Below are 23,503 nucleotides of genomic sequence, written 5' to 3'. Positions count from 1 at the left end.
TGACAATGCCACATCTGTCTCGTGGCAATGGAAAATTATTAACAGGTATTGCTGATACCTTAGTCTGGTTGTCGGTGCTGACTGCTTAGGGTCTGAATGATGCAGGGCAAGAGGGGGCGAATGGGACGTAAGCGTTACTATATGATATTTTTGGGTGAGGTAGGTTCTCGAGCTTTGAAGTTGGCAGCCTGACCTACTTTATGGCGATTACCCGACAGTCCATACAAACTGCTTTGGAAGCAGAACGCCGTATCACTCAGAAGGGCGGCGGCTTAGAGGTCGCCTCGGTGTTCTGGGAGGAGCACTATCTGATCTTGAGCGTTAAGCCGCTCAAAGGCCGTAACCGTGTCGCCATTGACGAGGCCTTGGAAGGCGTTCGTGTCAAATGGGGTGCGGAACTTGAATATGCGGGCTTGATCAAGGTCGTCGATGCGGACCTCGAGCGCATCATTGTGTTGCCTGCGACCGGCGGGCAGCCCAACATTGGCGACACACTTTGGTTGTTCCCCGGAGATTTTCTTGGCCCGCTTATCGATATGTGGGGCGGGGAAATGGGCAAGCTGGCGGCGAAGCGATTGCGCCAGTCCAAAGAAGAAACCGAACCGCTACAGCAAATACGTCCGCTTGGTCCTGAATTCGACGAGCTGCGCGAGCGCCAGAAAACTGCAGTTCAAAATGCCGCATACCGGTGCTCGGTGGTGATTGGTCCGCCCGGAACGGGCAAGACGTTTACGGTTGGCGCGCTGGGCACCTATCTTCTGCGGCGGTTCAGTAAAGCGCGCATATTGGTCATCGGCCCGACCAACGTGGCGGTGGACACGGCTCTTTTGTCTATCGATGACTGGTTGACCAAAACCGGGCGCCCCGACATCGCCGAGCAGATGAAGCGAGTCGGCGCGCATTTCGATCCGCGCAAGTATGTTGACCGTCCCCATCTTCTGGTCGCCGGATTGGACCAGAAAGTTACGGAATTTCTGCTTTTGGAGGCATCCGAACCATCAAAAAGCAAGATTGCCGAATATGTCAGATGGAAGGATCGCCTCGCGGCTGCACGCAAGGAGCTTGGCGCGGATATTGAAAGCGTCGCCCATAGCGCCCGTGTTGTAGGGGTCACTGTCGCCACGGCGGTCAAGTGGCATCATGTCTTGAAGGCCGCAGGGCCATGGCCGTTCGTCATCTGCGACGAAGCCAGTCAGATAATCGGGCCGGCGGCCCTCATGGTTCCGGCACTTGGGCAGCAAACGATTTTTGCCGGTGATCCCAAGCAGCTTTCGCCGATCGTCCAGTCTGACGGTCAGGTCCATCGGAATCTGCTCGCAAAGACTGCCTTTGATCTATTTGCCCACGCGCCGACTACATTTCTGAACGAACAGTCCCGTATGGCCATGGGGATTTGCCATGCAGTGAGCAGAACCTTCTACAATGGCGAGCTGACGGTTTGCCGCAAAGCCCAACGGGACAAGGCCTGGAAGGTGTATCGCAGTCCGTATTACGTGAACGGGCGTGAAGTTCCGCGCGTGTGTTTCGAGCAAGTGTCGGAGCCCTACCAGTACTCGCATAATTACGGTGGCTTCATCCGTTTTCAGTCGGCCAAAATGGTTGAGGCGATTATTGATCATCTCGCTGGCTCTTACATCGATGCGGATGACGTTCTGATCCTTACGCCTTTCCGTGCGCAACGGACCCTGATCAGGAGTTTCCTGAAACGCCGGCACCCGACGATCTCCGTCAGTACAGTCCATCGCGCGCAGGGTAGTGAGCGCAAGGTGATCATCTTTGATCCGGTCGACGCAACGTCCAGTTTTCTCCGTGGGAAGGAAGGTGATCGGCTGATCAATGTGGCGATCTCACGCGCCCAAGCCCACGTGATCATCCCCTATCATGCGTCCGAACTTACCAATCCGACGATCTCTCGCCTCCAGCATATTTCCTCAGGCATCTTCCAGACCAGTGACCGATATATGCGGCCGTTTTCCTTTGCGACGGCTGGATAAGGCTGCGAACGATCTGCCCCACCGATGCCTTGCTGGCTATCAAGGAACGACTGGATAGAAGGGCTTGCCCCAGTCCTTGTCTGGATTGTCCATCATCAGATCGGTGAAGACGGGCATCAGGAAGCCGAGGATCGCCGCACCATCGCGGACCTGGGTGCGGTTGATACCGCTGTTCCAGGTCGAGCCGCCATGGACGAGCTGGTTGCGCAGTACATATAGCCGGTCGAAGACGAAGCTGAGCACGCGCTTGGTGTCGCCGCTCTGGATGGCCTGCGCGAAGGCACGCGTGGAGGCCCTGAAACGATCTTCCCAATCCTCGAAGCCGACAATCCCGTTATGGTGCTGCCAAAACGGATTGAAGACGTAGCGGTTCTCCATCAGGAGCCGCACCGGCCCCGAAAAGCGCTGCCAGATCGCCCCATAGATGCGGCGCTGCTCGTCGAGCGTGATCAACTTTCCAAAGAAGTCGGCAAAGGCGGCGCGCTCGCCCGGCTGGATGGTCTGGAATTCGCCCTCATCGGCATAAGCGGCGTTGAACGCGATCCATAGGAAGATGAATTTGGCGTCGTCGTCGGTCCCGCAGGCCTCGGCGCGGCCGATCCAGCTGATGGCGCGATGGACACGCAGGCCCATCGTCTCCGGAAAGTCCTCACGAATCGCGCGCTGCTTGGTTTTCAGTTCTGCATGGGTGAGGCTCGTCTTTGTGGTCATTCCGCTTCGTTCCTGTTGCCTTATGGCAGGGCGCCAAAATCGCTCCTGCGGTAATTTTCGACCAGGGTGCGCAGCCCCTCGGGCGCGATAACCTCGACCGCATCGCCCCATTGATAGAGATGCCACGCCATCTCGAGCCAGCCCGCCGCGTGAAAGCGCACGATAAGCCCGCCATCCTCTTGCACCTCAACCGTTTGCTTTGGGTGAAAACAGAATTCGGCCGCCCTTGCTGCGGCATGCGGCGCAAAACGCCAGATGACCTCATCATATTGTGCCGGGTCCTGGTAGACGCCGAAGGATTGCGCCGCATAGTTCTCCAGCGAAAAGCCGGGCATCAGGCTGAAGCTCTCATCGAGGGTCTGGGCGCTCAGGATCTGGTCCATCCGGAAGTTCAGCATGTCTTCGCCGCGCGCCGGCTGGCGCGCCACCAGATAACTGCGATGCCCCAGCAGGAGCCCGTACGGCTCGATGATCCGTTCAGGCGCATCCTCGTCCCGGTAGCGCAGCCGCAGACGAAACGGGCCGCGCAGTCCCTCGATCACGGCATCGAGCACCGCCGGCGCCAGATTGACGCGCGGGCCGGGCCGCGTGACCGAGCCCATTGCCAGCAGCACCGCCTCGACATCGGCTTCGGTGCGCAGCGCATCCTTCGGGGTCAGCCGGGCTAACAGTCCGTCACGCAGGTCTTCGAGTGCCGCCGCGTGGCGTAGCCGGCCATCGCCGCGCGCCGTTCGGCTGGCGATCTCCAGCGCTTCGACTGCTGTTTCCTGGCGGGTCTGAAGCCGGTCGAGCATGGGGTCGGCGACACGCCAGCGCCGCCTGCGATCGTCGCCATCGACCGCTTCGACATTGGTGAATACGGTCTCCAGCGCATCGGTCATGCGCTGCGCCGTGCGATGCGAAACGCCGAATTCCTCGCAGATCTCATCGAGGCCAATCCCCGTCCGCCGGGTGGCGGCCAGACGCGCCAGCCTGATCAGGTCCTGAGCCTTGGCGAACGACATGATGCAAATCCTGGTCACAGACTATGTCAGATATTGACACCCACACACGCTATGGCTGAACGTGCAATCTGTCGAGATGCAAGTCTTGTTGCGGGTTGCATTCGACGAGGGGGCAACAATGCGAACTATTGAGGGAGATCGGATACTCTTGTCCGCATCGGATCTGATGCGGTTCATGGGCTGCGCTCACGCGACCGCGCTCGATCTCGCCTATATGCACGGCAAGGGGCCAGTGCCGCGCGAAGATACCGAAGATGCCGCGCTGCTCCAGAAGCAGGGCGACGCCCACGAGGCTGCTCATCTAGCCAAGCTCAAGGCATCGGATGTGTCGGTGATCGAGATCGATCGGTCCGACCTTGCCGAGAATGCGCAGACGACCCGGGCGGCTTTGGCAAGCGGACCACAGATCGTCTTTCAGGGGGCGTTGCTGGGCGACAATTGGGGCGGTTGGTCGGACTTTCTCGAACGCGTAGAGCGTCCGTCGGATCTCGGCCCCTTCAGCTACGAAGTCACCGACACAAAGCTCAAGCGGCGGCCCCATCCCAAACATGTGCTGCAACTGGTGCTCTACTCGGATTTGCTGACCGAGATTCAGGGTGTCGCCCCGGAATTTGCCCATGTTGAACTGGGTGATGGCAGCCGGGCGCAGCTACGGCTCGCAGACTATCAGGCCTATGCGCGCATGGCGCGTCAGCGGCTCGAGGCTTTCCTGGAGAACCCGGCGCCGACCCGGCCGATCCCTTGTGCCGATTGTGGGCTTTGCCGCTGGGGCGATCATTGCGAAAGCCAGTGGCAGGCCGAGGACAGCCTGTTCAACGTCGCCAATATTACCCGGACACAGGTCAAGAAGCTCGAAGCGGCTGGCATCACCACCATGGAGCGGTTGGCCGGGCTCGATCAGCCCATCCGCGGCATGGCCGAGACCACCCGGGCGCGGCTGGTGACGCAGGCGCGCCTGCAGCACGCCCGCAAGACCGGGGCGCCGGCCTTTGAGCTGCGTGAGGCTGAACCCGGCAAGGGCTTCGATCTTTTGCCCGCGCCGCAGCCGGGCGATCTTTTCTACGATATCGAGGGCGATCCGCATTACGATGGTGGCCTCGAATATCTCCACGGTGTCTGGTTCGATGGCCAGCTCAAGGCTTTCTGGGCGCACGACCACGGTGCCGAAGCGCGGGCTTTGGCGGACCTTCTGGAGTTTTTTCGGCAAAGGCTCGCGGCCTATCCCGAAGCGCGCATCTATCACTATGCGCCCTATGAGATCACCGCCTTGCGGCGGCTGACCGCACGATATGGAATTGGCGAAGCCTTTCTCGATCGCCTGCTGCGCGAGCGGCGCTTTGTCGATCTTTTCGCGGTGGTGCGCGGCGCGCTGATCGGCTCGGAAGCCAATTACTCGATCAAGTCGATGGAAGCCTTCTATGGCCGGGTGCGCGAAGGTGAGGTCAAAACCGCCGGCGGTTCGGTCGTTGCCTATGAGCGCTGGCGCGAAACCGGCGAACAAACGATCCTCGACGAGATCGAAGACTATAACCGCATCGACTGTATCTCGACCGAGGAGCTGCGCGACTGGTTGGTGAGCATCCGTCCCGCCGCGCCCTGGCCGGTACTTGCGGTGGATGCCGGCGACAAGGAAGTCGAGGAGGACGCCGATACGCAGGCGTTGCGCGCGAGGCTTGCCGCATCCGGTCTGCCGCAGGAGCGGCAAGACATGTTGTTCAACCTCGGCCTGTTCCACAAGCGCGAGGCCAAGCCGGCGCAATGGGCGGTTTTCGACAGCGCTGGCAAGGACGAGGATGAGCTGATCGACGATCTCGATGCACTGGCCGGTCTGGAAGCCATAGGTCCGGCAGAACCCGTCAAACGCTCGGTGCTGCGCCGCTATCGTTTTCCGCTTCAGGAGACCAAGCTGCGCGCCGGGCGCAAAGCGACGGTTCCGGTCATCGACGGACCGCCGGTGACTGTCAGCATCGAAGAGCTCGACCGCTCCGAGCGGATCATCGCGATCAAGGCCGGGGCGGCCAAGGCGCATCTTTTGACCGATCGCCTGACGCTCCACCCCGACTGGCCGCTCAATACGGACGTCATTGCCGCGGCCCTGCGTGATGTAATCGAGGATCAATGTGGCGTGCGCCGCCTGACCGCGCTCGATGATCTGCTGGCGCGCACGGCCCCACGTCTGGTGACGGGACCGCACGCCGATCTGCTCAATGGCGCCGATCCCCTGACCGGCACGATCGCGGCGATCGCCGCCATGGATGGCACTGTGCTGCCGATCCAGGGGCCGCCGGGAACCGGCAAGACCTATGTCACCGCGCGGGCTATTCTAGCGCTGGTGCGCCAGGGGCACCGCGTTGGCGTGGCCTCGAACAGCCACGAGGCGATCCGCAATGTGCTGATGGGATGCCTTGCCGCGCAAGAAGATGGAGATCCTGTTCCGGGGCTGCGCATCGGGCACAAGGTCAGCAGCGGCGAAGACGGTTATCCGGATGACTGTTTCGGCGTCATCCGCGCGACGGCCAATGACGATTCCCTCTGGAGCCGCGCCCATGTGGTCGGCGGCACCGCCTTCTTTTTTGCCCGGTCGGAGCACGAGCAGGCGCTCGACTGGCTCTTCGTCGACGAAGCCGGGCAAGTGGGGCTGGCCAATATGGTCGCAATGGGACGCTGCGCGCGCAACATCGTCTTAGTCGGCGATCCGCGTCAATTGCCGCAGGTCATCCAGGGCGCTCACCCCGATCCGGCCAACCTTTCTTGTCTCGAGTGGATGCTGGGCGAACACGCCACCATCCCGCCCGATCGCGGCATCTTCCTGCCGGTCTCACGCCGCATGCATCCCGATGTGTGCGGGTTTATTTCGCAGCAGGTCTATGAGGGCCGGCTGGTCAGCGATCCCGACACCACCTTTCAGGCCGTGCGCGGGACGGGCTTTCCTGAAGCTGGCGCTTTCTGGGTGCCGGTCGTTCATGAGGGCAATGCCCAGATCGCAGCCGAGGAAGTCGCGGCCATTCAGGCGGCGATCGACGATCTGCTCTCGGGAAGCTGGACCGACAAGGATGGGACAATGCGCGCCCTTGAGCCCGCCGATATCATCGTCGTTGCGCCCTACAATGCGCAGGTCAATGCCCTGCAGGACGCCTTGCCCGCTGGCATTCGTGTCGGCACGGTCGACAAATTCCAGGGGCAGGAAGCACCCGTCTGCCTGGTGTCCATGACCGCCTCCTCGGTCGAGGAAACACCGCGCGGCATGGATTTCCTGTTCTCGCTCAACCGCATCAACGTCGCTGTCTCGCGCACCAAAGGCCTCGCGCTCGTCTTCGGCGCACCGCGGCTGCGCGAAGCAAAATGCGACACCGTCGAACAGATGCGTCTCGTCAACACGCTGTGCGCATTGCCTGAATTTGGAGAGTTGTGAATGTGGACGGATATTGAGGCAAGCCTCGATAAGAACGAACAGAGTAAACCCTCACCGCTGCGGCGAGCGATTTTCCAGCTCATCCGCAGCTCGGACCTCCGCCCGGGCCATGGCACCCAATACATGGTGTCGTTTGAGTTCGGCGAGGGCGAACGGCTGCTATGGGAAATCCGGCAGCCAGAGAACTTTTACCTCCACACCAAGTTTAAGTCCCGTGTTGAAGCGAAGGGATTTACCGGAACCCCGAAGCCCTATCAGGAAGGCGGAGGCGGCCGGATTTCGGCTTTGGATAACAGATGGGCATTCGATAGAACGGATTGCATTCTCATACAGATCGAGAGCGCCGAGACCCTGCGCCGGCTGATCGCGGTGCTGTTGCAGTCCGGCGATGCGCTGATGCTCAATCCGGCTGCGATCACGCGCTGGATCGAGCGGCTGCGCCATTTCTTTCCCGCCTTCGACCGTTTCGATCCGCCCGATTCGCATTTCGATGAGGCGGAGCGGACCTACAAATTGGCGATTGCCGCCGAGCTCAGGACGGCGATCGAACAGGCCGGTTCCGACCAGGAACTGGCCGATGCCGTCAACACCGCGCTGGCCAAAAGCAATCTGCTGCAATGGCGCGCTTATTGGCCGATGTCGCCCAAAGGCGACGCCGATCGCGAGCAGCTCTGGCCGGCCTTGCGCGCGCTTGTCGACGCCGCGCTTGGCGCAGCCGACGGTCACGCCTCGGCACTGGAGACCTTTGTTGACGCGTGGATTGCGGCTGTTCCGGACGGCAAGCCTGATCCGGCGCGGCAGATCGCCGAATTCCTGTTCCTCCATCTCGCTCCGCACGAAGGCATCTATATCCGCCATTCGGTGCGCCAGGATCTGTGGCTCGAAGCCGTCGGCAGCCGCTTTCCCGATCATGCGTCGATGGCCGACACCTACCGCGACGAATGGCGCTTCATGCAGGCCGTGCGCGCTGCTTTTGCGGACCGGGGTCTGGCGCCGCGCGACATGATCGACGTGCAAAGCGCGCTGTGGATCGTCCACAATTACAAGGAAGAAGATGTGGCGACCTTTTCGCGCGATGCGATCGAGGCGGCGATGGACGCCTATGACAGCTACCGCCAGTCGGGCGAGCACGCCGCCATCTTCGAAGCCTTTGGTGAGCCGCGCGACTATTGGGTGCGCTCGACACGCGCGCGACCGGGTCGGGTCTATCCCTCCAAGCCGATCGTCGGCTTCCTGCGCGGCAAGACGCAGCTCAATGGCGGGTGGGGACAGAAGGCCGATGCCGCCGCCCAGCTCCACAATGCAGGTTACATCATCGTCGATGCCGATGACGCCCCGGTCACCCCGCCCGAGCGCTACGAGCATCTGATCCGCGACGCAGATCGCATCCGGCTCTGTGCGCGAAACTATTATGTCGAACCGGCGCGTGAGAACGGCGCGGCAGACATTGCAATCCGCGCCGGTGACCTTGGCCGCGACATGGGACTGCGCGACGCGTTCCCGGCGATCTGCAGCGCGCTTGGCGGGGAGAAATTTCAGAAGCTCGCCAATGTCCCCGCGCCCTCGCACACGTTGCCAAATCCTAGCAGTTCCACCGTCTTCACCTACCAGCTCGCCTCAGCGGAAGGGCACCAAACCATGACCTTTGAACCGATGACCGCGATGCCGGCGACCACTAATCTCATCCTTTACGGCCCGCCCGGGACCGGCAAGACTTATGCCACGGCCTGGGAGGCCGTGCGGCTTTGCCTGGGCGATGCCGCAGCCGAACCACTGCGCGGTGACCGCGACACCCTGATGGCCGAGTATCGCCGTCTTGCCGGCGAAGGACGGATCGAGTTCGTCACCTTTCACCAGTCCTTCGCCTACGAGGATTTCGTCGAGGGGCTGCGGCCGACGACAGGAGTCGAACAGGAAGGCGACGATGAGGCTGCCAGCACTTCGGGTGGCTTTAGTCTCAAGCCCCATGCCGGCGTGTTCAAGATCATCAGCGAGAGAGCGCGGCTCGACACCGGAGATGCGCCGGCCAAGCGGCTCGATCGCTCGCGCCCGATCTACAAGATCGCGCTCGGTCAGCGCGGCAGCCAGGAAGACCGGATCCGCGAAGGGCTCGATGGCGGGCTGATCCATCTCGGCTGGGGCGGCGATATCGACTGGTCCGACGAGCGCTTTGATGATTTCGAAGAAATCCGGAAAACGTGGAACGAGGAGAAGGATCCCGACGCATCCGGCAAGGACCCCAATATCGAGATGCTTTACGCCTTTCGCTCCGGCCTGCAGGTCGGCGACTATGTCGTCATCTCCGATGGCCGTGACAGCTACCGTGCCTTTGGCCGGGTGAGCGGCGAGTATTATTTCGATGCCGACGCCGATTTCCATCCGCATCGACGCAGCGTCGAATGGATCTGGCGCGATGATAATGGCGCCGAGCGCGCACCGTTCTACGCCCGCAATTTCCGTCGTCAGTCAGCCTACCGGCTTGATCCGGACCGGATCGACTGGGATGCGCTCGAAGCGGTGGTGATCGATCCCAATGCCGAGCGGCCAGTAGCCGGCGCGCGGCCGCATGTCCTGATCATCGACGAGATCAACCGGGCCAACATCTCCAAGGTGTTCGGCGAGCTGATCACGCTGCTCGAAACCGACAAGCGGCTCGGCTGCGAAAACGAGGTCCGGGTGCGGCTTCCCTATTCGGGGACGAGTTTTGGCGTGCCGGCCAACCTGCACATCATCGGCACGATGAATACCGCGGACCGCTCGATCGCGCTGCTCGACACCGCTCTGCGCCGCCGCTTCACCTTCCGCGAGCTGATGCCCGATGTCGAGGACCTGCGGCGGGCGCTGGCGGCCAGGGGGCTCGATGCAGCAAATCTTGAGGGGATCGATCTGTGCAAGCTGCTGCACACGATCAACGAGCGGATCGAATATGTCTTCGATCGCGAACACCAGATTGGCCACGCCTATTTCACTGGCTGCCGTAGCCGCGCCGACGTCGAAGACGTCATGCGCCATAAGGTCATCCCGCTCTTGACCGAGTATTTCTATGAGGATTGGTCAAAGGTCGCTGCGGTGCTCGGCGATGGCGACGGCACCAATGGCTCCCATTTCCTCGAAGCGCGGCGGCTGACGGCGCCGGCCGGTTTTGCCGACGATGAGCTGGGCGGCGACAAGCGGCGCTGGAGCGTCAAGGCGCGCTTCGACTTTTCCGAGTTTGCCGCCTGATGCCCGCCTATACGGTTCGGGAATGGGACAAGCTCGCCTATGGCGAAGGCGCGGGGCAGATTCTCGATGGCCATGCCGAGAGGCTGGCGGCCCTGGCGGCACGCTCGGCCTTTGCCGGACGCGGCGGCAGCGGCGTACTCGAACATGGCCGGCATGCCTTGCGCGCGCGCGGCGTGGTCGGAATTCTGGCAGCGGGCGATGCGAGCCTGGAGATCCTGCCCAAGATCGATGTGGCGCCCGGTGAAACAACCGATCACCAGAACGCGGCGATCCGCAAGCGCCTGGTGCATATGCTGGCCGTCGCGCTGGATTTGAAAATTGACCTCGGCGTCATCACCGATCTCGCCTGGCAGCGCGAGACCCTGCTCGAAATCCTGATCCGCATCTTTTGCGACAAGCTGACCAAAGCGCTGCGCAAGGGCATGCCGCGCCGCTATATCACTTGCGAGGACGATCTGCCGACCTTGCGCGGCCAACTCGATATCACCCGCCAGTTCACCCGCCATGCGGTCACCCCATCGTGCCTTGCCTGCCGCTTCGATCTTCTGTCCGAAGACACGCCGCTCAACCGGATCATGAAAGCGGCCGTGCTGCGCCTGGCGCGTCTCTCGCGGCGGCCCGCCAACCAGCAACGCCTGCGTGAGTTGGCCTTTGTCTATGCCGATATTACCGACGTGCCGGTGTCCGCGCTGCGCTGGGACCAGGTGGTGATCGACCGCACCAACCGGTCTTGGCAGGAGCTCTTCGCTATGGCCCGGCTCTTTTTGCAGGACCACTATCAGACGACCACCGGCGGCGCCGGCCAGGGCACCGCCATGCTGTTTGAGATGAATGCGCTGTTCGAGGAATATGTCGGGCACTTGATCGCCCGCGCCTTGGCAGGAACCGGGTTTACCGTTTCGTTGCAGGGCGGACGGCTGTTCTGTCTGAGCGCGCAGGACAGCGGGCGCGCCCTGTTCCAGACCCGGCCCGATATCCTGATCCGCCAGGGCGGCAGGGTCGTCCATGTCATCGACACCAAGTGGAAGCGGATATCCGCGCGGATCGATGATCCCAAGCAGGGCGTCTCGCAGGCCGATGTCTACCAGATGATGGCCTATGCCCAGCTCTATGACGCGCCGCGCCTGACGCTGCTCTATCCCCACCATCCGGGCCTCGGCGGTGATGACACGGTTCATGGGCGTTATGCGATTACCGGACACGCCACGATCCTGGAAACCGCAAGCATCGACGTCGCCAACAGCACCGATATTCTGGGGCGGCTTCGCCGCCTGATCCTGGGCGAAGAGCCGGTTGCGCGCCAACTGGCGGGATGACCCGCAGGCGCCAGTGATAAAAGGTTGAGCCTCGGACAGTGGCGTTTGTGACCGGTGTGCCGGTTGGCCAAGCCGGCACACCGGCCCAAGACGCGGGAGCGGTAATGCTTCCGCATGCAGCTGGACCTGATAGCGGCCAGCCTAGTGGGCTCCGTGCGGGTTCGCCGCCATCCCCACCGCCATGCTCGATCCGCCCCACTGTGCGGCGTCTCCCATGGTCCCCGCGCTTATCGGGTCCGGGTCCCCATCAACTCGTCAGGCCGGTTCGGATGCTCCAGCGAGGGTGTCGATCTCGGCGACCCGCTGAAACTCAGCGAGATATTCCTGTCGATGATGTGACAGCCAGCGAACGATCGCGGCGTTGCCGAGCAACTTCGCAAGATATCCGCGGGCAAGCGTCAGATGCAGATTGTCGATACCATAGCTGTCCTCGACCGACTTTATGCGTGTTTGCAGAACCGCCAATTCCCGTTCCATGCGGGCTATCTGCTGCCGGTTTGGATTTGGCACTGCGCCGTTCTTTCTCGGAGGTGGCTTGGCTAACTGGTCTTCCGGTGTTGCGGCGAGCAGAGCCCGGGCGAACATGACCGTGAAATTATTCTGTCCGATCATCAGATCGGCGGCCTCGATCTGCCGCAGTGTGGACATGCGCCGCAGAACGTCGAACACCTTCATGGAGCAATTGGTGTCCTTCAGGGTTTCCACGACTTCGCCGCAAATGCCGTCGAGCAGCCGGAACTTTTTGCGAACCGACTGGACCTCGATTCCCAGCGCTTCGGCTATCCTTTCCTGAGGCACGCCGCGCTCCATCGCGCGGGCGATCATCCGATGCTCCTGGACGGGAGGCAGGCGGTTGATCCGCTTGTTGTAGGTATAGGTTTCCTCGTCTCGGCCGATCAGGCATTCGACCGTGGGAACGCCGAGTTCCTTGAGCACCTCGATACGCAAATGGCCGTCGAGAAGAAAATAGCTTCCGGAGTTGTGCGGATCGGGGATGACCACCGGAGCTTCCACCAGGCCGACCGCTTTTATGGAACTGACGATCTGCGCATATTTCCTGCTTTGATGAACCCCTTCGCGGAGCTTTTTGAGCGGCACGATGGCTTCAACAGGAACCGTCACGCATTCCCGGTCGAATGCAAGCGCCACTCGCCCGTTGGCAACGGCGGCACCGTCTCCTTCGGTGCGCGTGGGCCAGTCACTCATCGACATGACCGGCCATCCGTGATTGCAGGGCTCGCGGCATCTTCTCGAGTCTTTCCGCCCGCAACAATGTGCTGAACCCATCATCGGCAAGAAGGTCCTTCATCGCTTCAACGATGAAAAGCAGCTGCGTTTGAGCATAATCCGACTTCTTGACGAGCAGACGCTGCTTCTCTGCCTCGCGCTGATAAATTTCCATCAGGTCGTTGGCGGTCAGGCGCCGATTGCCGCCCTTCTGCCCAAGCCGACCTCGGGGTAGTCCTTTGTTGCGGTTACGGGCTCTCAGGTCGAGAAGCCTGCGCATCGCCGCGAGCTTCTTTCCGCGAAGATTCCCTTTGTCATATGCGTCCAGGAGCACATCCTGCGCATCATCGGCTTCGGAGCGGGCGATCTCCATGGCGAGCGTGATCGGGATCAGGCCTGTCTCCACGGCTGCGAGCAGGCGTTCCTCACCGCGCTCCAGCAACGACAGCACCAGGCTGACCCAGGAGGAACTGACGCCGATCTTTTGGGCGATTTCTGTTTCATTATGCCCTCGTGAACGTAGGGCGCCCACTTCCTTCATGACGTCGATGGGGCGCTGCACCGGGCGAGCAATGTTCTCCACCAGGCTCATGACCAGACAATCGCTCTCCGGCGCTTCGATAACCACAGCCGGGATTGCCGTCTGCCCGAGCATCTGGAAGGCATCGAGGCGACCTTCGCCGCAAACCAGATCATAGCGCGGGCCTCCCGGACCGGTTCGACGGCTGACCGTTATGGGACGTTTGAGTCCGATGGCCTCGATGTTGTTCACGATTTCCCGGTGCTGCCGCTTGTTTCGTGCTCGAGGGTTCAGCACCGTAATTTTGGAAATCGGAATCATTTCGATGTTCTGGGGAAGCGATGTGATCATCAGGCGGCCTCCGCAATGCTGACTGGGGCTGCGATCTCGTAGAGATAGTCGAGGCTTTCGAACCGGTAAGCATCGAGGGACAGGCCGTTCTCTTCGGCAAGCCTCACGCGGTCGGAAGCGATATCGATCCTGGGAAACAGATAATAATCCAGGGGTGCGCGGTTCGCGGAATCCATCCGCACCACGATGGTGATGTCGGTGCCGAGGGACGTGTCAAAACGCAGTTTCCACCGGAGCAAGCCCGTGGGTGTCGAGGCGCAGCGGACGATGACCACGCTGACGCTGAATTCGTCATTGACGATGATGCGATCGGTTTCTTCCTCTTGCTGGATTTCGCTGCCCATGCCCCGAAAGCCGTCCAGGACCTCATCGAGAACGTCGGGATGGAGATCGCGCAGGAAACGGTTGATCTCGACATAGCGGTAATCGCGATCCGGCCTGAATCCCACCAGGCTGTATGCGCGCAGGAGACTGCCGAACCGGGAACTGAAGGCACTGCTCGACGGCATTCCGTCACACTCGTCGATGATGATTCCGGAGAGCAGCCCCTCGCGTTCGTAAAGCCCGCGAAGGGCCGAGAGCATCTCATCATCGGAAAGGCGGAAGGAGCGCGCATTGATGATCGCCCGGGCTGCCTCGAAAATGTCCCTTTCGACGATCGCCTCGAATGCCCCTTGAGCCCGGATCCACATGTCGGTATCGTTGCGGACGCGCTTCTTCTTCAGCTTGAAGGAGCGCCGGTTCCAGACATTGTCGCCGACATATTTCTCATTGATCAGCAGCTGGTGGACCGTTCCTCGCGTCCAGGCACGGCCAAGGTCAGTTGAAATGCCGCGACGGTTGAGGTGATCGGCTATGTCCTGCTCGCCTCGCCTATCGTGAACGAAAGCGCGATATACCTCGCGAACGATTGCGACTTCCTCATCCGGGCCGGGTGTGAGGATCACCCGATCCGTCTGGATGCTTTTGTGTTCGCCGCGAGAAAGAGCGGCTTTGACGTTCCCATGTTCATCGATCAGAGTTCGACGAAGCCCAAAGCCCGCGGGACCTCCCTGCCGATAGCCTTTCTCGATCAGGCGCCCCTGGCCTGCGAACACCTTGGTGGATAGTTCTCGGCTATATTCTCCCGCCATGGCGCGTTTGACGCCTTTGACGATCGTGGAGACGGGGCTTCCGTCATTCTCGAACTGCTCGGCGCAATACTCGACAGCGATCCCGGCCCGTTTGCAGATATATTCGTAATAGGCACTCTCATCGGCATCCTGGAACCGGCCCCACCGGCTGACATCATAGACCAGCACCATGGTGAAATCCGTGGTGCCGGCCTGGACGTCGTCGATCAGCTGCTTGAGTGCATCCCGGCCATCGATCCTGAGGCCGCTCTTCCCCGCGTCGGCATAGGTGCGGATAATCTCTATCCCGCGGGTTGCGGCATAGTGACGGATTGCATCGGCCTGGTTCTCGGTCGAATACTTCTGATGGTCGGTCGACATGCGGACATATTCCGCGGCGCGAATGGGCGGACCTCCTCCTCCTTTCAGGTCAGGCTCAAGATCTCTCCATTTCGGCAACTTTGCCGCCTCCGATCCTTACAGTTCAAACACCTCGAAGTGGTCGCGGATTTCTGGGTGCTGCCGCGATTCGGCGCGCTCGTCCCGCTGGGACTATAGCTATCGAGGAGAGGAAAGATGTTGCCGAAAAAGGGCAAGAAGTTGCACCTCGACGAAGAGGATGTGGCTTTTGCCATGATGATAGCGGAAGCTCTGGATACGGATCTGGGCCGAACTCACCAAGGCGTGAAAACCGCTATGCGCTGGACTGGTGCGAGCGAGCGGAGCGTCAAGCATTGGTTCGCTGGATCGCATGCGCCGCGCGGACGACACCTGGTAGCGCTGATGCGCAATTCCAACCCGGTGCTGACCCGGATCCTGGTCGCGGCGGGGCGGCGCGATGTGTTGCTCGCCCTTGAGGTAGCGACGCTTCGGTCCAGGCTTGAGGCCATGCTCGCGCTCCTCGATCAGTTCTCGATCGACGGCGCGCATGATCCGGCCCGCCGGGAAGCATAATTCCCGGCAGGCTGGAGCAAGCATCCCGGCCAACGCATGAAGAGTGGACATAAATTCCCGTTATTGGATTACGGGAATTCCGTTGGCATATCGGCGCAGATCAGGGCTTTGCGGCCTTCCGTGTCGTGCATCTGTGGCTGAAAACAGCGGATTTCCCGTTAAATTCCCGTCAAAACGGGAAAGGCCCACCAGAGAGCAGTTCGCAGGTGACTGGCTCCACCGCCAGCCGTGTCGATCCCACCGTCCAGCCTCGGATGTCTGGAGGCGGCGCAACGCCCCTGCCTTGATCCGCTGCGGGCCGTATCGGCTCGAGCCTCGAAAATCCCGGCGGGCAGAACTGGCGCCCGCCCGATCCGGGCCTCGGTCACTCCGTCATGTCGAGGTCCCGCGCGAGCGAGCGTGATGCAAGCGCGAAGCATGCGGCCGTCAGCAGATAAAGGGGGCTGATCGCGATGAGCGCGAGGCGCAGGCCCTCGCCGGTATCGCCCGCGATGCTCGCGAATATGTCGCTGACCAGGCCGAGCAGCACCGGGCCCAGGCCCAGTCCGACGAGATTGACCACCAGAGTGCTGAACGCGGCAGAGGTCGCGCGCAGGGAAGTCGGCGCAAGGCTCTGATTCAACGACATGGTGGGGGCGATGTACATCGCGTTCAGTGCCGTCGGCACCAGAAGGAAGAGAAGCGCCAACAGCCAGGACCCAGCCAGCACAGCGACGATCTGAAACGGGATAGAGAGCAGCATGGCGACCGCCGGCACCAGGAGGACGAATTTCGGATCCCGTGCGCCGAACCGATCCGCGAGCCAGCCTCCGCCATAGGCGCCCAGCAATCCCGCGACGCCCGCGGCAATCCCCCACGTCACACCCACCGCGCCGAGGCTCATCCCGAAGCTTCGCACGAAAAATGACGGGTACCAGCTTTGCAGACCCAGATTGGCGAACGCACCGGTGCTCGCACCGCAGAGCAGAAGCACATAGGATCGCTTCGCGGCCATCACCTTTGCCGCTTCGCGCAGCGAGCTGGCGGCCGGTCGGGCGGCGGGCGCCTTGGCGGCTTTCGAATTCCGTGGGTCCTTCACCGTCAGTTTGAGGATCAGCGCCAGCAACACGCCCGGCAGCCCGACAAGGAGCAGCGCCACCCGCCATCCGAAGGCCTGGCTGACCGCTCCGCCGAGCCCGAGGCCAAGAATGATGCCGGCAGGCGCCGCCAGCGCGAATATGCCCATGGCGCGGCCGCGCTCGGTCGGCACGTAATGATCGGCGATCAGCGATTGCGCCGGAGGGCCGAAGCCGGCTTCGCCGATTCCCACGGCGATGCGGCTGGCCACGAGCTGGGCATAATTCTGCACGAACCCGCAGGCCGCAGTCGCCGCGCTCCAGATTATCAGGGAATAAGCGATGATCGAGACCCGGTTGACGCCCCTGTCGGCGGCGCGTGCGACCGGAATGCCCAGGACAATGTACAAGCTGACGAACGCGAAGCCCGACATGAGGCCCAACTGCCAATCGCTGAGGACAAACTCGCGTTTGATCGGCTCCTGCAGGATCGTGATGATCTTCCGGTCCATCACGCTGATCGCGTAGATGAGCGTCAGCATGCACAGCGTGTAGGTGCGCCCCCGTGATCTAGGCTCGCTCAGCATCCGCATCCTTTCCGAGAGAGGCGGCTGATCGTCGTGTCGGCACCTCTGACATCCTGCCCGAGGCTAGGGGAAACCGCACGGGACCGACCATTGCGCAAAGCGCGGCGCTGCGGCGACGAAAGGTTGGCCGCGGATGCTCGACGAAATATCGGACCGACACCGAAGGATGGGGGGGTCGCAACCGCGGACCGCGAGCCTATCACTCTCCACTAGGACGGAAAGCTCGCGAACCTTGCGGGGAGCATGAGATGGCGGACGTTCAAATAGCCGAGCGCGGCCCGCTTATCGAAGTTGTTTTCGATCGGCCGCAAAAGCTCAACGCGCTGACCACCGAGATGACGGGCGCGGTCTCGCGCGCAGTCGACGAACTGGCTCGACGCCCCGATCTGCGCGTGATGCTCATCCGGGCGAAAGGCCGCTATTTTTCAGCGGGGTCGGATTTCGTCGGGGGCGGCATCCCCGACTTCGGCGGCAGCACGATGGAAGCGCGCCGCTGGTATCGCGGCGGGGTCGATCGGGAATCGCTCCAATCCATCTGTGACAAGATCGAAGTCGTCGAAAAGCCGGTGGTGATCGCGCATCATGCCCCCTGTCTCGGGGGCGCTCTCGAACTCTCGCTTTCCTGTGACTTCAGACTGGCGGCGGCGAGCGCGCGGTATAGCCTGCCCGAAGTCGCGCTCGGCTATCTGCCGGGTTCGGGCGGGGTCAGCCGGGCGACGCGGCTGTGCGGACCGCATTGGACCAGATGGCTCGTCATGGCCGGCGAAAGCGTCGACTCAAGCGAGGCGCTGGCGATCGGGCTTGTCCACCGGGTCTTCCCGGACGACCTGTTCGAGGCGGGCGTGTCGGCCTTCTGCGAAAAGCTCGCCAGCTACCCGGCCGAGACGCTCGCGCTCGCCAAGCTGTCGATAGATCTGATTTCCGAGCTGGATCGCACGAACGGCCGAAGCATCGAGCGGGTCGCCAACAGTGTCCTGTTCCATGCGGAAGAGGGCCGCGAACGAATGCAGGCCTTTCGCGACCGTCGCAAGGCCACCCAGCCGGACCTGAAGCCATGACCCCCTATCTCAGCGTGGACGATCGGCAGTTTGCCGAGATGATATCGGCGTGGGTCGCCGAAGCGCTGCCCGACGAGATAAGGCGCAAGGTCTTCGCGCGGGAGGTGCTGAGCCGCGAGGAATATTTCGTGTGGCCGCATATCCTTCGGGAGAAGGGCTGGTCGATGCCGTCCTGGCCGAAGGAATATGGCGGCCCCGGCTGGACACTCATGCAGCAGCATCTCTTCTCGGTCATCACGACAGTCGCAGGCGCTCCCTACATCGAATCGATGCCGGAAAAGCTCGTCGGGCCCCTGCTGATCGGGGCCGGCAGCGAGGCTCAGAAGCGGTTTTACCTGCCACGCATCCTGAATTTCGAAGACAGCTGGTGTCAGGGATGTTCCGAGCCCAATGCCGGTTCGGACCTCACTTCGCTCACCACCCGGGCCGATCTGGTCGGGGACGAATGGGTCATCAACGGCACCAAGATATGGACAAGCAACGCGCATCATTCGCGGTGGATGCTCTGCCTGTTGCGGACCGATCAGTCGCAGAAGGGCAGTCGCGGTCTTTCGCAAATCATCATCCCCATGGATTCGCCGGGGATCAGCGTCCGCCCGATCAGGTCGGTCGTGGGCGAGCATCACTTCAACCAGGTGTTTCTCGACGACGTGCGTGTCCCTTATGAAAATGTGGTCGGAAAGCCCGGCGACGCATGGCAGGATACCCGCAGGCTGCTCGCCAATGAACGATTCAACTTCGCCCGGCTCGGCCAGTCCAAATGGCACCTCACCCGGCTCAAAGGCCTCGCTGCCAGCGAAATGGATGGCCGGCAGCCGATCATCCAGGACCCTGTGTTTCGGGCCCGGATCGCCGAAGCCGAGATCGCGATCGATGCGCTTGAGATGACCACGTTGCGCTTGCTGGAATCCGAAAGCCGGAACCGCGAGGTGGGAAGCGCCCCGAACATCGTGAAGCTGCAAGGTGCGGAGGTCGAGCAGCAGATCCTCGAACTGATTGTCGACGTCGTCGGTCCCTACGGCACGCCTTTCGACGGCGTCGCTCGCGTCCAGGGCGAAGACCCGGGCGAGGCGGCCCGACGCGCCGGAATGCTGGTCGCCGACTATATCGAGGATCGAAAATTCTCGATCGCGGGCGGATCGAGCGAAATGCAGAAGAACATGATGGCGCGGCATCAGTTGGAACTCAAATGAACTTCGAGATCACCGACGAGCAACGCATGTTGCGTGAAAGCACGGAGCGCCTGGTTCGGGATCATTACACCTTCCAGAAGCGGTCTTCCTTTTTCGCGACGCCGGTGCCGGTCCTGAAGGACGAATGGGCGCCGATCGGGTCATTGGGATTGCCTGGCCTGCTCATTCCCGAAGCCTATGGGGGCATGGGCCTCGGCTTCGATGCGGCGCTTCCTGTCCTTGAGGCGTTCGGGAACGGTGTCGTCATCGAATCCTTCCTTGCGACGGCCGTGCTCGGCGCCGGGCTGCTGGCGGCGGCCGGAAGCGAAGCGCAATGCCGGGCCGTCCTGCCGGCCGTGGCCGCGGGACAGGCCCGGGTCGCGGCCGCCCATTCGGAAGCGCACGGACGGTACTGGCTGAATTCCGTCGCTGCGTCCGCCAAGCCCGCTAAGGACGGCTTCGTGCTTGCGGGGAAAAAGGTGCTCGTCCTGGGCGGAAACGAGGCCGAGCATTTTCTGGTGGCGGCCCGGACGTCGGGCAAGGACGATGACGAAGCGGGAATCTCGCTGTTTCTTCTGGAGCGCGGGATGCCGGGCCTCACCGTCATTCCCTACCGCCACCTCGACCTTTCGGGTGGCGCAGATCTTGTGATGAACGATGTTCACGTCTGCGGTGACGCGCTGGTCGGACCCGTCGGCAGCGGGTTGCCGTTGCTTCAATGGGCGGTCGATCGGGCGACGGCGGCGATTTGCGCCGAAGCCCTCGGATCGCTGGAGATGCTGATCGGATTGACGATCGAGCATCTGCGGACCCGCAGGGCCTTCGGCCAACATCTCGGCGGTTTCCAGGTCTTGCAGCACCGAGCGGTCGATATGGTCGTCGCTGTCGAGCAGGCCAGGTCGATGGTCTTGCTGGCTTCCCGTTATGCCGACGACCCCGCCGACGCCGCACGGACGCAGGCCATCTCGGGCGCCAAGGTTCAGATGAGCAAGGCGGCGCGGCTGGTCGGGAAGCACGCGATGCAGATATTCGGCGCCATGGCGATCACCGAAGAATGTCCGGTCGGCTATTTTCACAAGCGGCTGACGGTGGCGGATCATCTGTTCGGCGACCGCGAATATCATGTCCGCCGATATGCCGAGGCGTCCGGGTACTGATACCGGGCCTTGTCCCAACACGCTCAGAGTTTTTCGGTGAGCTCGGGGACGATCTTGAAGAGGTCGCCGACCAGGCCGATGTCGGCGACCTGGAAGATGGGGGCGTCTTCGTCCTTGTTGATGGCGATGATGGTCTTGGAGTCCTTCATGCCGGCGAGATGCTGGATCGCGCCGGAGATGCCGATCGCGATATAGACTTCGGGGGCGACGATCTTGCCGGTCTGGCCGACCTGATAGTCGTTGGGCGCATAGCCGGCATCGACCGCGGCGCGGCTGGCGCCGACGCCGGCCTTCAATTTGTCGGCGAGCGGATCGATGAGGGCGTGGAATTGCTCCGACGAGCCGAGCGCGCGGCCGCCCGAGACGATCACCTTGGCGCTGGTCAGCTCCGGCCGCTCGGACTTCGAGAGCTCCGCGCCGACGAAGCTGGAGAGCCCGGCATCGCCGCCGCCGGAGACCGGCTCGACGCTGCCCGATCCGCCGCTTGCCGCCGCCTTCTCGAACGCGGTGGTGCGAACGGTGATCACCTTCCTGGCATCGGACGATTTCACCGTCGCGATCGCGTTGCCGGCATAGATCGGCCGGGTGAAGGTGTCGGGCCCTTCGACCGACAGGATGTCGCTGACCTGCATGACATCGAGCAAGGCGGCGACGCGCGGCGCGACATTCTTGCCGGTGGTCGTCGCCGGCGCGACGAAATAATCGCCATGGTCCTTCATCAGCGCGGCCGCGACCGGCGCGACATTCTCGGCCAGCTGGTGCGCATAGGCCGCATCGTCGGCGACATGGACCTTGGCAACGCCGGCGATCTTCGCGGCGGCCTCGGCAACCGGCCCGACGCCCTGGCCGGCGACCAGCGCATGGACCTCGCCGAGCTTCGCCGCGGCGGTGACGGCGGCAAGCGTCGCGTCCTTGATCGCGCCGCCTTCATGTTCGACGAGGACGATCGCGACGCTCATGCCACCACTCCCAGATTCTTCAGCTTGCCGATCAGTTCATCCACGTCCGCGACCTTGACGCCGGCCTGGCGCCGGGGCGGCTCGCTCACCTTGAGCGTGGTGAGCCGCGGGCTCGTGTCGACGCCATAATCCGCCGGCGCCTTGGTCGCGAGCGGCTTGGACTTGGCCTTCATGATGTTGGGCAGGCTCGCATAGCGCGGCTCGTTCAGGCGAAGATCGGTGGTGACGACCGCCGGCGTGTTCAGCCGCACCGTCTCCAGCCCGCCATCGACCTCGCGGGTCACGTCCACCTTGTCGCCGGCGAGCTCGACCTTCGAGGCGAAGGTGCCCTGCGGCCAGCCGAGCAGGGCCGCCAGCATCTGCCCGGTCTGGTTCGAATCATCGTCGATCGCCTGCTTGCCGAGAATGACAAGGCCCGGCTGCTCCTCGTCGGCGACGCCCTTCAGCAGCTTGGCAACCGCCAGCGGCTCGACCTCGTCGTCGGTCTGGATCAGGATCGCGCGGTCCGCGCCCATCGCAAGCGCGGTGCGAAGCGTCTCCTGCGCCTTGGCCGGGCCGATCGAAACCGCAACAATCTCCTCGGCCGCGCCCTTCTCCTTCAGACGGATCGCCTCCTCGACCGCAATCTCGTCAAACGGGTTCATGCTCATCTTGACGTTGGCAAGATCGACCCCCGTGCCATCCGCCTTCACACGCGGCTTCACATTATAGTCGATCACCCGCTTCACGGCGACCAGGACCTTCATCTCCAAATCCTTCCAACAGCGCCACCGGCGGCGCGAAACTCGGTTTCCAGTCGATCGACCAGCGTGGCGACGGGCATGACCTCTCCCGTTGCCCCAACCCCGTGCCCTGCGCTCCAGATGTCGCGCCAGGCCTTCTTTACGCCCTCGTCGGTCACCTGCATCGCGCCGCCGCTTGCGCGCCGAACCACGTCGGGATCGAGTCCGGCCGCCACGATGCTGGCCTTCAGATAATTGCCCGGCGTGCCCGAGAAGTGGGGCGTGTAGACGATGTCTTCGGCCGTGGCCGCGAGCAGCATTTGCGCATAGCCATCCGAAATGTTCGCTTCCTCCGTCGCAATGAAGCGCGTGCCCATATAGGCGAAGTCGGCCCCCATCGCTCTGGCCGCGGCGATATCGCTGCCGGTGGAAATCGCCCCGGCAAGCGCGATTGGCCCGCTGTGGATCGCGCGGATTTCCCGGCAAAGGGCGAACGGGCTGATCGTTCCGCCATGTCCCCCCGCGCCGGCCGCGACCGCGACGATGCCATCGACGCCGGCCTTCACCGCCTTGCGCGCGTGGCGCGTGTTCGTCACATCGTGGAAGACCAGGCCTCCATAGGAGTGGATGCGCCTTACAATGTCTTCGGACGTTCCGAGCGACGTGACGATCAGCGGGACGCGCTGATCGACGCAAACCTCAAGGTCGTGCGCGAGGCGCTGGTTGCTTGCGTGGGCGATCAGGTTGACGCCAAACGGAGCGGCCGGTTCGCCCGACAGGGCTTCGCGTATCTCTGCGAGCGTGCTTCCCAGTCGATCCGGGTCGCGGACATTGAGTGCGGGCATGACACCCAGGATGCCTGCTCGGCATTGCGCGATCACGAGGCCTGGGCCCGAGACCAGGAACATCGGCGCGCCGAATACGGGCAGCCGCAGCTTCTCGCCCAGTTGGGATCGGGTCAGGCTCACAA

The 23,503-nt window shown here is 62.5% G+C and carries 17 protein-coding genes; 8 read left to right on the top strand and 9 right to left on the bottom strand.

Going from position 1 to position 23,503, the window contains the following annotated elements; all coding sequences use genetic code 11:
• Positions 1-233: 233 nt before the first annotated feature.
• The gene (locus tag FRZ32_RS02350) at positions 234-1,994 is read left to right on the top strand and encodes a DEAD/DEAH box helicase (RefSeq protein WP_158635805.1); all 1,761 of its coding nucleotides are present in this window, start codon (positions 234-236) and stop codon (positions 1,992-1,994) included.
• 39 nt (positions 1,995-2,033) lie between these two features.
• Here FRZ32_RS02350 and FRZ32_RS02345 read toward each other — a convergent pair whose 3' ends face one another.
• Together FRZ32_RS02345 and FRZ32_RS02340 are read right to left on the bottom strand one after the other, a co-directional pair.
• Positions 2,034-2,705 (bottom strand): HEPN domain-containing protein, encoded by a 672-nt coding sequence (locus tag FRZ32_RS02345; RefSeq protein WP_205008235.1) that lies wholly within the window; start codon positions 2,703-2,705, stop codon positions 2,034-2,036.
• A gap of 20 nt (positions 2,706-2,725) precedes the next feature.
• On the bottom strand, positions 2,726-3,709 hold the full coding sequence (locus tag FRZ32_RS02340) for a helix-turn-helix transcriptional regulator (protein ID WP_147041987.1): 984 nt from the start codon (positions 3,707-3,709) through the stop codon (positions 2,726-2,728).
• A 148-nt stretch (positions 3,710-3,857) separates the two neighbouring features.
• Between FRZ32_RS02340 and FRZ32_RS02335 the strand changes: the two genes are divergently transcribed.
• The 3 genes from FRZ32_RS02335 to FRZ32_RS02325 are packed head-to-tail and all read left to right on the top strand — an operon-like array spanning position 3,858 to position 11,659.
• Entirely contained in the window at positions 3,858-7,121 is a 3,264-nt protein-coding gene (locus FRZ32_RS02335) for a TM0106 family RecB-like putative nuclease (RefSeq protein WP_243445165.1), read from the top strand.
• A complete protein-coding gene (locus FRZ32_RS15505; RefSeq protein WP_243445164.1) occupies positions 7,122-10,343 on the top strand; it encodes an AAA family ATPase in 3,222 nt (1,073 codons plus the stop codon). It abuts the gene before it with no gap.
• Positions 10,343-11,659, top strand: coding sequence for an McrC family protein (locus FRZ32_RS02325; protein ID WP_147041985.1), 1,317 nt, complete (start codon positions 10,343-10,345; stop codon positions 11,657-11,659). The genes FRZ32_RS15505 and FRZ32_RS02325 overlap by 1 nt, the downstream gene beginning before the upstream one ends.
• A 255-nt stretch (positions 11,660-11,914) precedes the next feature.
• Here the strand turns inward: FRZ32_RS02325 and FRZ32_RS02320 are convergent, their stop codons facing one another.
• Genes FRZ32_RS02320 through FRZ32_RS02310 form a run of 3 tightly spaced genes read right to left on the bottom strand, consistent with a single transcriptional unit; the run spans position 11,915 to position 15,274 of the window.
• Positions 11,915-12,871 carry a plasmid partitioning protein RepB C-terminal domain-containing protein gene (locus tag FRZ32_RS02320; protein ID WP_243445163.1) on the bottom strand — a complete coding sequence of 319 codons (957 nt, stop codon included), beginning with the start codon at positions 12,869-12,871 and terminating at the stop codon, positions 11,915-11,917.
• Positions 12,858-13,757: a plasmid partitioning protein RepB C-terminal domain-containing protein gene (locus FRZ32_RS02315; RefSeq protein WP_147041984.1), complete on the bottom strand. Its 900-nt coding sequence runs from the start codon at positions 13,755-13,757 to the stop codon at positions 12,858-12,860. Before FRZ32_RS02315 ends, FRZ32_RS02320 begins: the two co-directional genes overlap by 14 nt.
• Positions 13,757-15,274 carry a recombinase family protein gene (locus FRZ32_RS02310; RefSeq protein ID WP_279379235.1) on the bottom strand — a complete coding sequence of 506 codons (1,518 nt, stop codon included), beginning with the start codon at positions 15,272-15,274 and terminating at the stop codon, positions 13,757-13,759. The genes FRZ32_RS02315 and FRZ32_RS02310 overlap by 1 nt, the downstream gene beginning before the upstream one ends.
• Positions 15,275-15,445: 171 nt before the next feature.
• On the opposite strand from FRZ32_RS02310, the gene FRZ32_RS02305 reads away from it, so the two are divergent.
• Complete coding sequence (locus FRZ32_RS02305; protein ID WP_147041982.1) at positions 15,446-15,823, top strand: hypothetical protein; 378 nt, start codon at positions 15,446-15,448, stop codon at positions 15,821-15,823.
• Positions 15,824-16,187: 364 nt separating this feature from the next.
• Here FRZ32_RS02305 and FRZ32_RS02300 read toward each other — a convergent pair whose 3' ends face one another.
• Entirely contained in the window at positions 16,188-17,420 is a 1,233-nt protein-coding gene (locus tag FRZ32_RS02300; protein ID WP_158635804.1) for a spinster family MFS transporter, read from the bottom strand.
• Between the two features lie 293 nt (positions 17,421-17,713).
• On the opposite strand from FRZ32_RS02300, the gene FRZ32_RS02295 reads away from it, so the two are divergent.
• The 3 genes from FRZ32_RS02295 to FRZ32_RS02285 are packed head-to-tail and all read left to right on the top strand — an operon-like array spanning position 17,714 to position 20,852.
• Positions 17,714-18,523, top strand: coding sequence for an enoyl-CoA hydratase/isomerase family protein (locus FRZ32_RS02295; protein ID WP_147041980.1), 810 nt, complete (start codon positions 17,714-17,716; stop codon positions 18,521-18,523).
• Complete coding sequence (locus FRZ32_RS02290) at positions 18,520-19,716, top strand: acyl-CoA dehydrogenase family protein (RefSeq protein WP_147041979.1); 1,197 nt, start codon at positions 18,520-18,522, stop codon at positions 19,714-19,716. The genes FRZ32_RS02295 and FRZ32_RS02290 overlap by 4 nt, the downstream gene beginning before the upstream one ends.
• Positions 19,713-20,852, top strand: coding sequence for an acyl-CoA dehydrogenase family protein (locus tag FRZ32_RS02285; RefSeq protein ID WP_147041978.1), 1,140 nt, complete (start codon positions 19,713-19,715; stop codon positions 20,850-20,852). Before FRZ32_RS02290 ends, FRZ32_RS02285 begins: the two co-directional genes overlap by 4 nt.
• A 23-nt stretch (positions 20,853-20,875) precedes the next feature.
• Here FRZ32_RS02285 and FRZ32_RS02280 read toward each other — a convergent pair whose 3' ends face one another.
• From FRZ32_RS02280 to FRZ32_RS02270, 3 genes are read right to left on the bottom strand one after another with little or no spacing between them, the layout of a single operon-like run.
• Positions 20,876-21,811, bottom strand: coding sequence for an electron transfer flavoprotein subunit alpha/FixB family protein (locus FRZ32_RS02280; protein WP_147041977.1), 936 nt, complete (start codon positions 21,809-21,811; stop codon positions 20,876-20,878).
• Positions 21,808-22,557 carry an electron transfer flavoprotein subunit beta/FixA family protein gene (locus FRZ32_RS02275; protein WP_147041976.1) on the bottom strand — a complete coding sequence of 250 codons (750 nt, stop codon included), beginning with the start codon at positions 22,555-22,557 and terminating at the stop codon, positions 21,808-21,810. Before FRZ32_RS02275 ends, FRZ32_RS02280 begins: the two co-directional genes overlap by 4 nt.
• Positions 22,554-23,501: an NAD(P)H-dependent flavin oxidoreductase gene (locus FRZ32_RS02270; RefSeq protein ID WP_205008234.1), complete on the bottom strand. Its 948-nt coding sequence runs from the start codon at positions 23,499-23,501 to the stop codon at positions 22,554-22,556. The genes FRZ32_RS02275 and FRZ32_RS02270 overlap by 4 nt, the downstream gene beginning before the upstream one ends.
• Between the last annotated feature and the right edge of the window lie 2 nt (positions 23,502-23,503).

Source organism: Sphingosinicella ginsenosidimutans (assembly GCF_007995055.1).
Lineage (GTDB): Bacteria > Pseudomonadota > Alphaproteobacteria > Sphingomonadales > Sphingomonadaceae > Allosphingosinicella > Allosphingosinicella ginsenosidimutans.
The sequence above is the reverse complement of the archived record's forward strand: the minus strand, read 5'-3'. Positions and strand labels throughout refer to the sequence as shown.

What these genes read in the sequence shown, in the direction of transcription:
- FRZ32_RS02345 (WP_205008235.1), bottom strand. Translation starts at nt 2,705, where the DNA reads ATGACCACAAAGACGAGCCTCACCCATGCAGAACTGAAAACCAAGCAG.
- FRZ32_RS02340 (WP_147041987.1), bottom strand. Translation starts at nt 3,709, where the DNA reads ATGTCGTTCGCCAAGGCTCAGGACCTGATCAGGCTGGCGCGTCTGGCC.
- FRZ32_RS15505 (WP_243445164.1), top strand. Translation starts at nt 7,122, where the DNA reads ATGTGGACGGATATTGAGGCAAGCCTCGATAAGAACGAACAGAGTAAA.
- FRZ32_RS02325 (WP_147041985.1), top strand. Translation starts at nt 10,343, where the DNA reads ATGCCCGCCTATACGGTTCGGGAATGGGACAAGCTCGCCTATGGCGAA.
- FRZ32_RS02320 (WP_243445163.1), bottom strand. Translation starts at nt 12,871, where the DNA reads ATGTCGATGAGTGACTGGCCCACGCGCACCGAAGGAGACGGTGCCGCC.
- FRZ32_RS02315 (WP_147041984.1), bottom strand. Translation starts at nt 13,757, where the DNA reads ATGATCACATCGCTTCCCCAGAACATCGAAATGATTCCGATTTCCAAA.
- FRZ32_RS02305 (WP_147041982.1), top strand. Translation starts at nt 15,446, where the DNA reads ATGTTGCCGAAAAAGGGCAAGAAGTTGCACCTCGACGAAGAGGATGTG.
- FRZ32_RS02300 (WP_158635804.1), bottom strand. Translation starts at nt 17,420, where the DNA reads ATGCTGACGCTCATCTACGCGATCAGCGTGATGGACCGGAAGATCATC.
- FRZ32_RS02295 (WP_147041980.1), top strand. Translation starts at nt 17,714, where the DNA reads ATGGCGGACGTTCAAATAGCCGAGCGCGGCCCGCTTATCGAAGTTGTT.
- FRZ32_RS02290 (WP_147041979.1), top strand. Translation starts at nt 18,520, where the DNA reads ATGACCCCCTATCTCAGCGTGGACGATCGGCAGTTTGCCGAGATGATA.
- FRZ32_RS02285 (WP_147041978.1), top strand. Translation starts at nt 19,713, where the DNA reads ATGAACTTCGAGATCACCGACGAGCAACGCATGTTGCGTGAAAGCACG.
- FRZ32_RS02280 (WP_147041977.1), bottom strand. Translation starts at nt 21,811, where the DNA reads ATGAGCGTCGCGATCGTCCTCGTCGAACATGAAGGCGGCGCGATCAAG.
- FRZ32_RS02275 (WP_147041976.1), bottom strand. Translation starts at nt 22,557, where the DNA reads ATGAAGGTCCTGGTCGCCGTGAAGCGGGTGATCGACTATAATGTGAAG.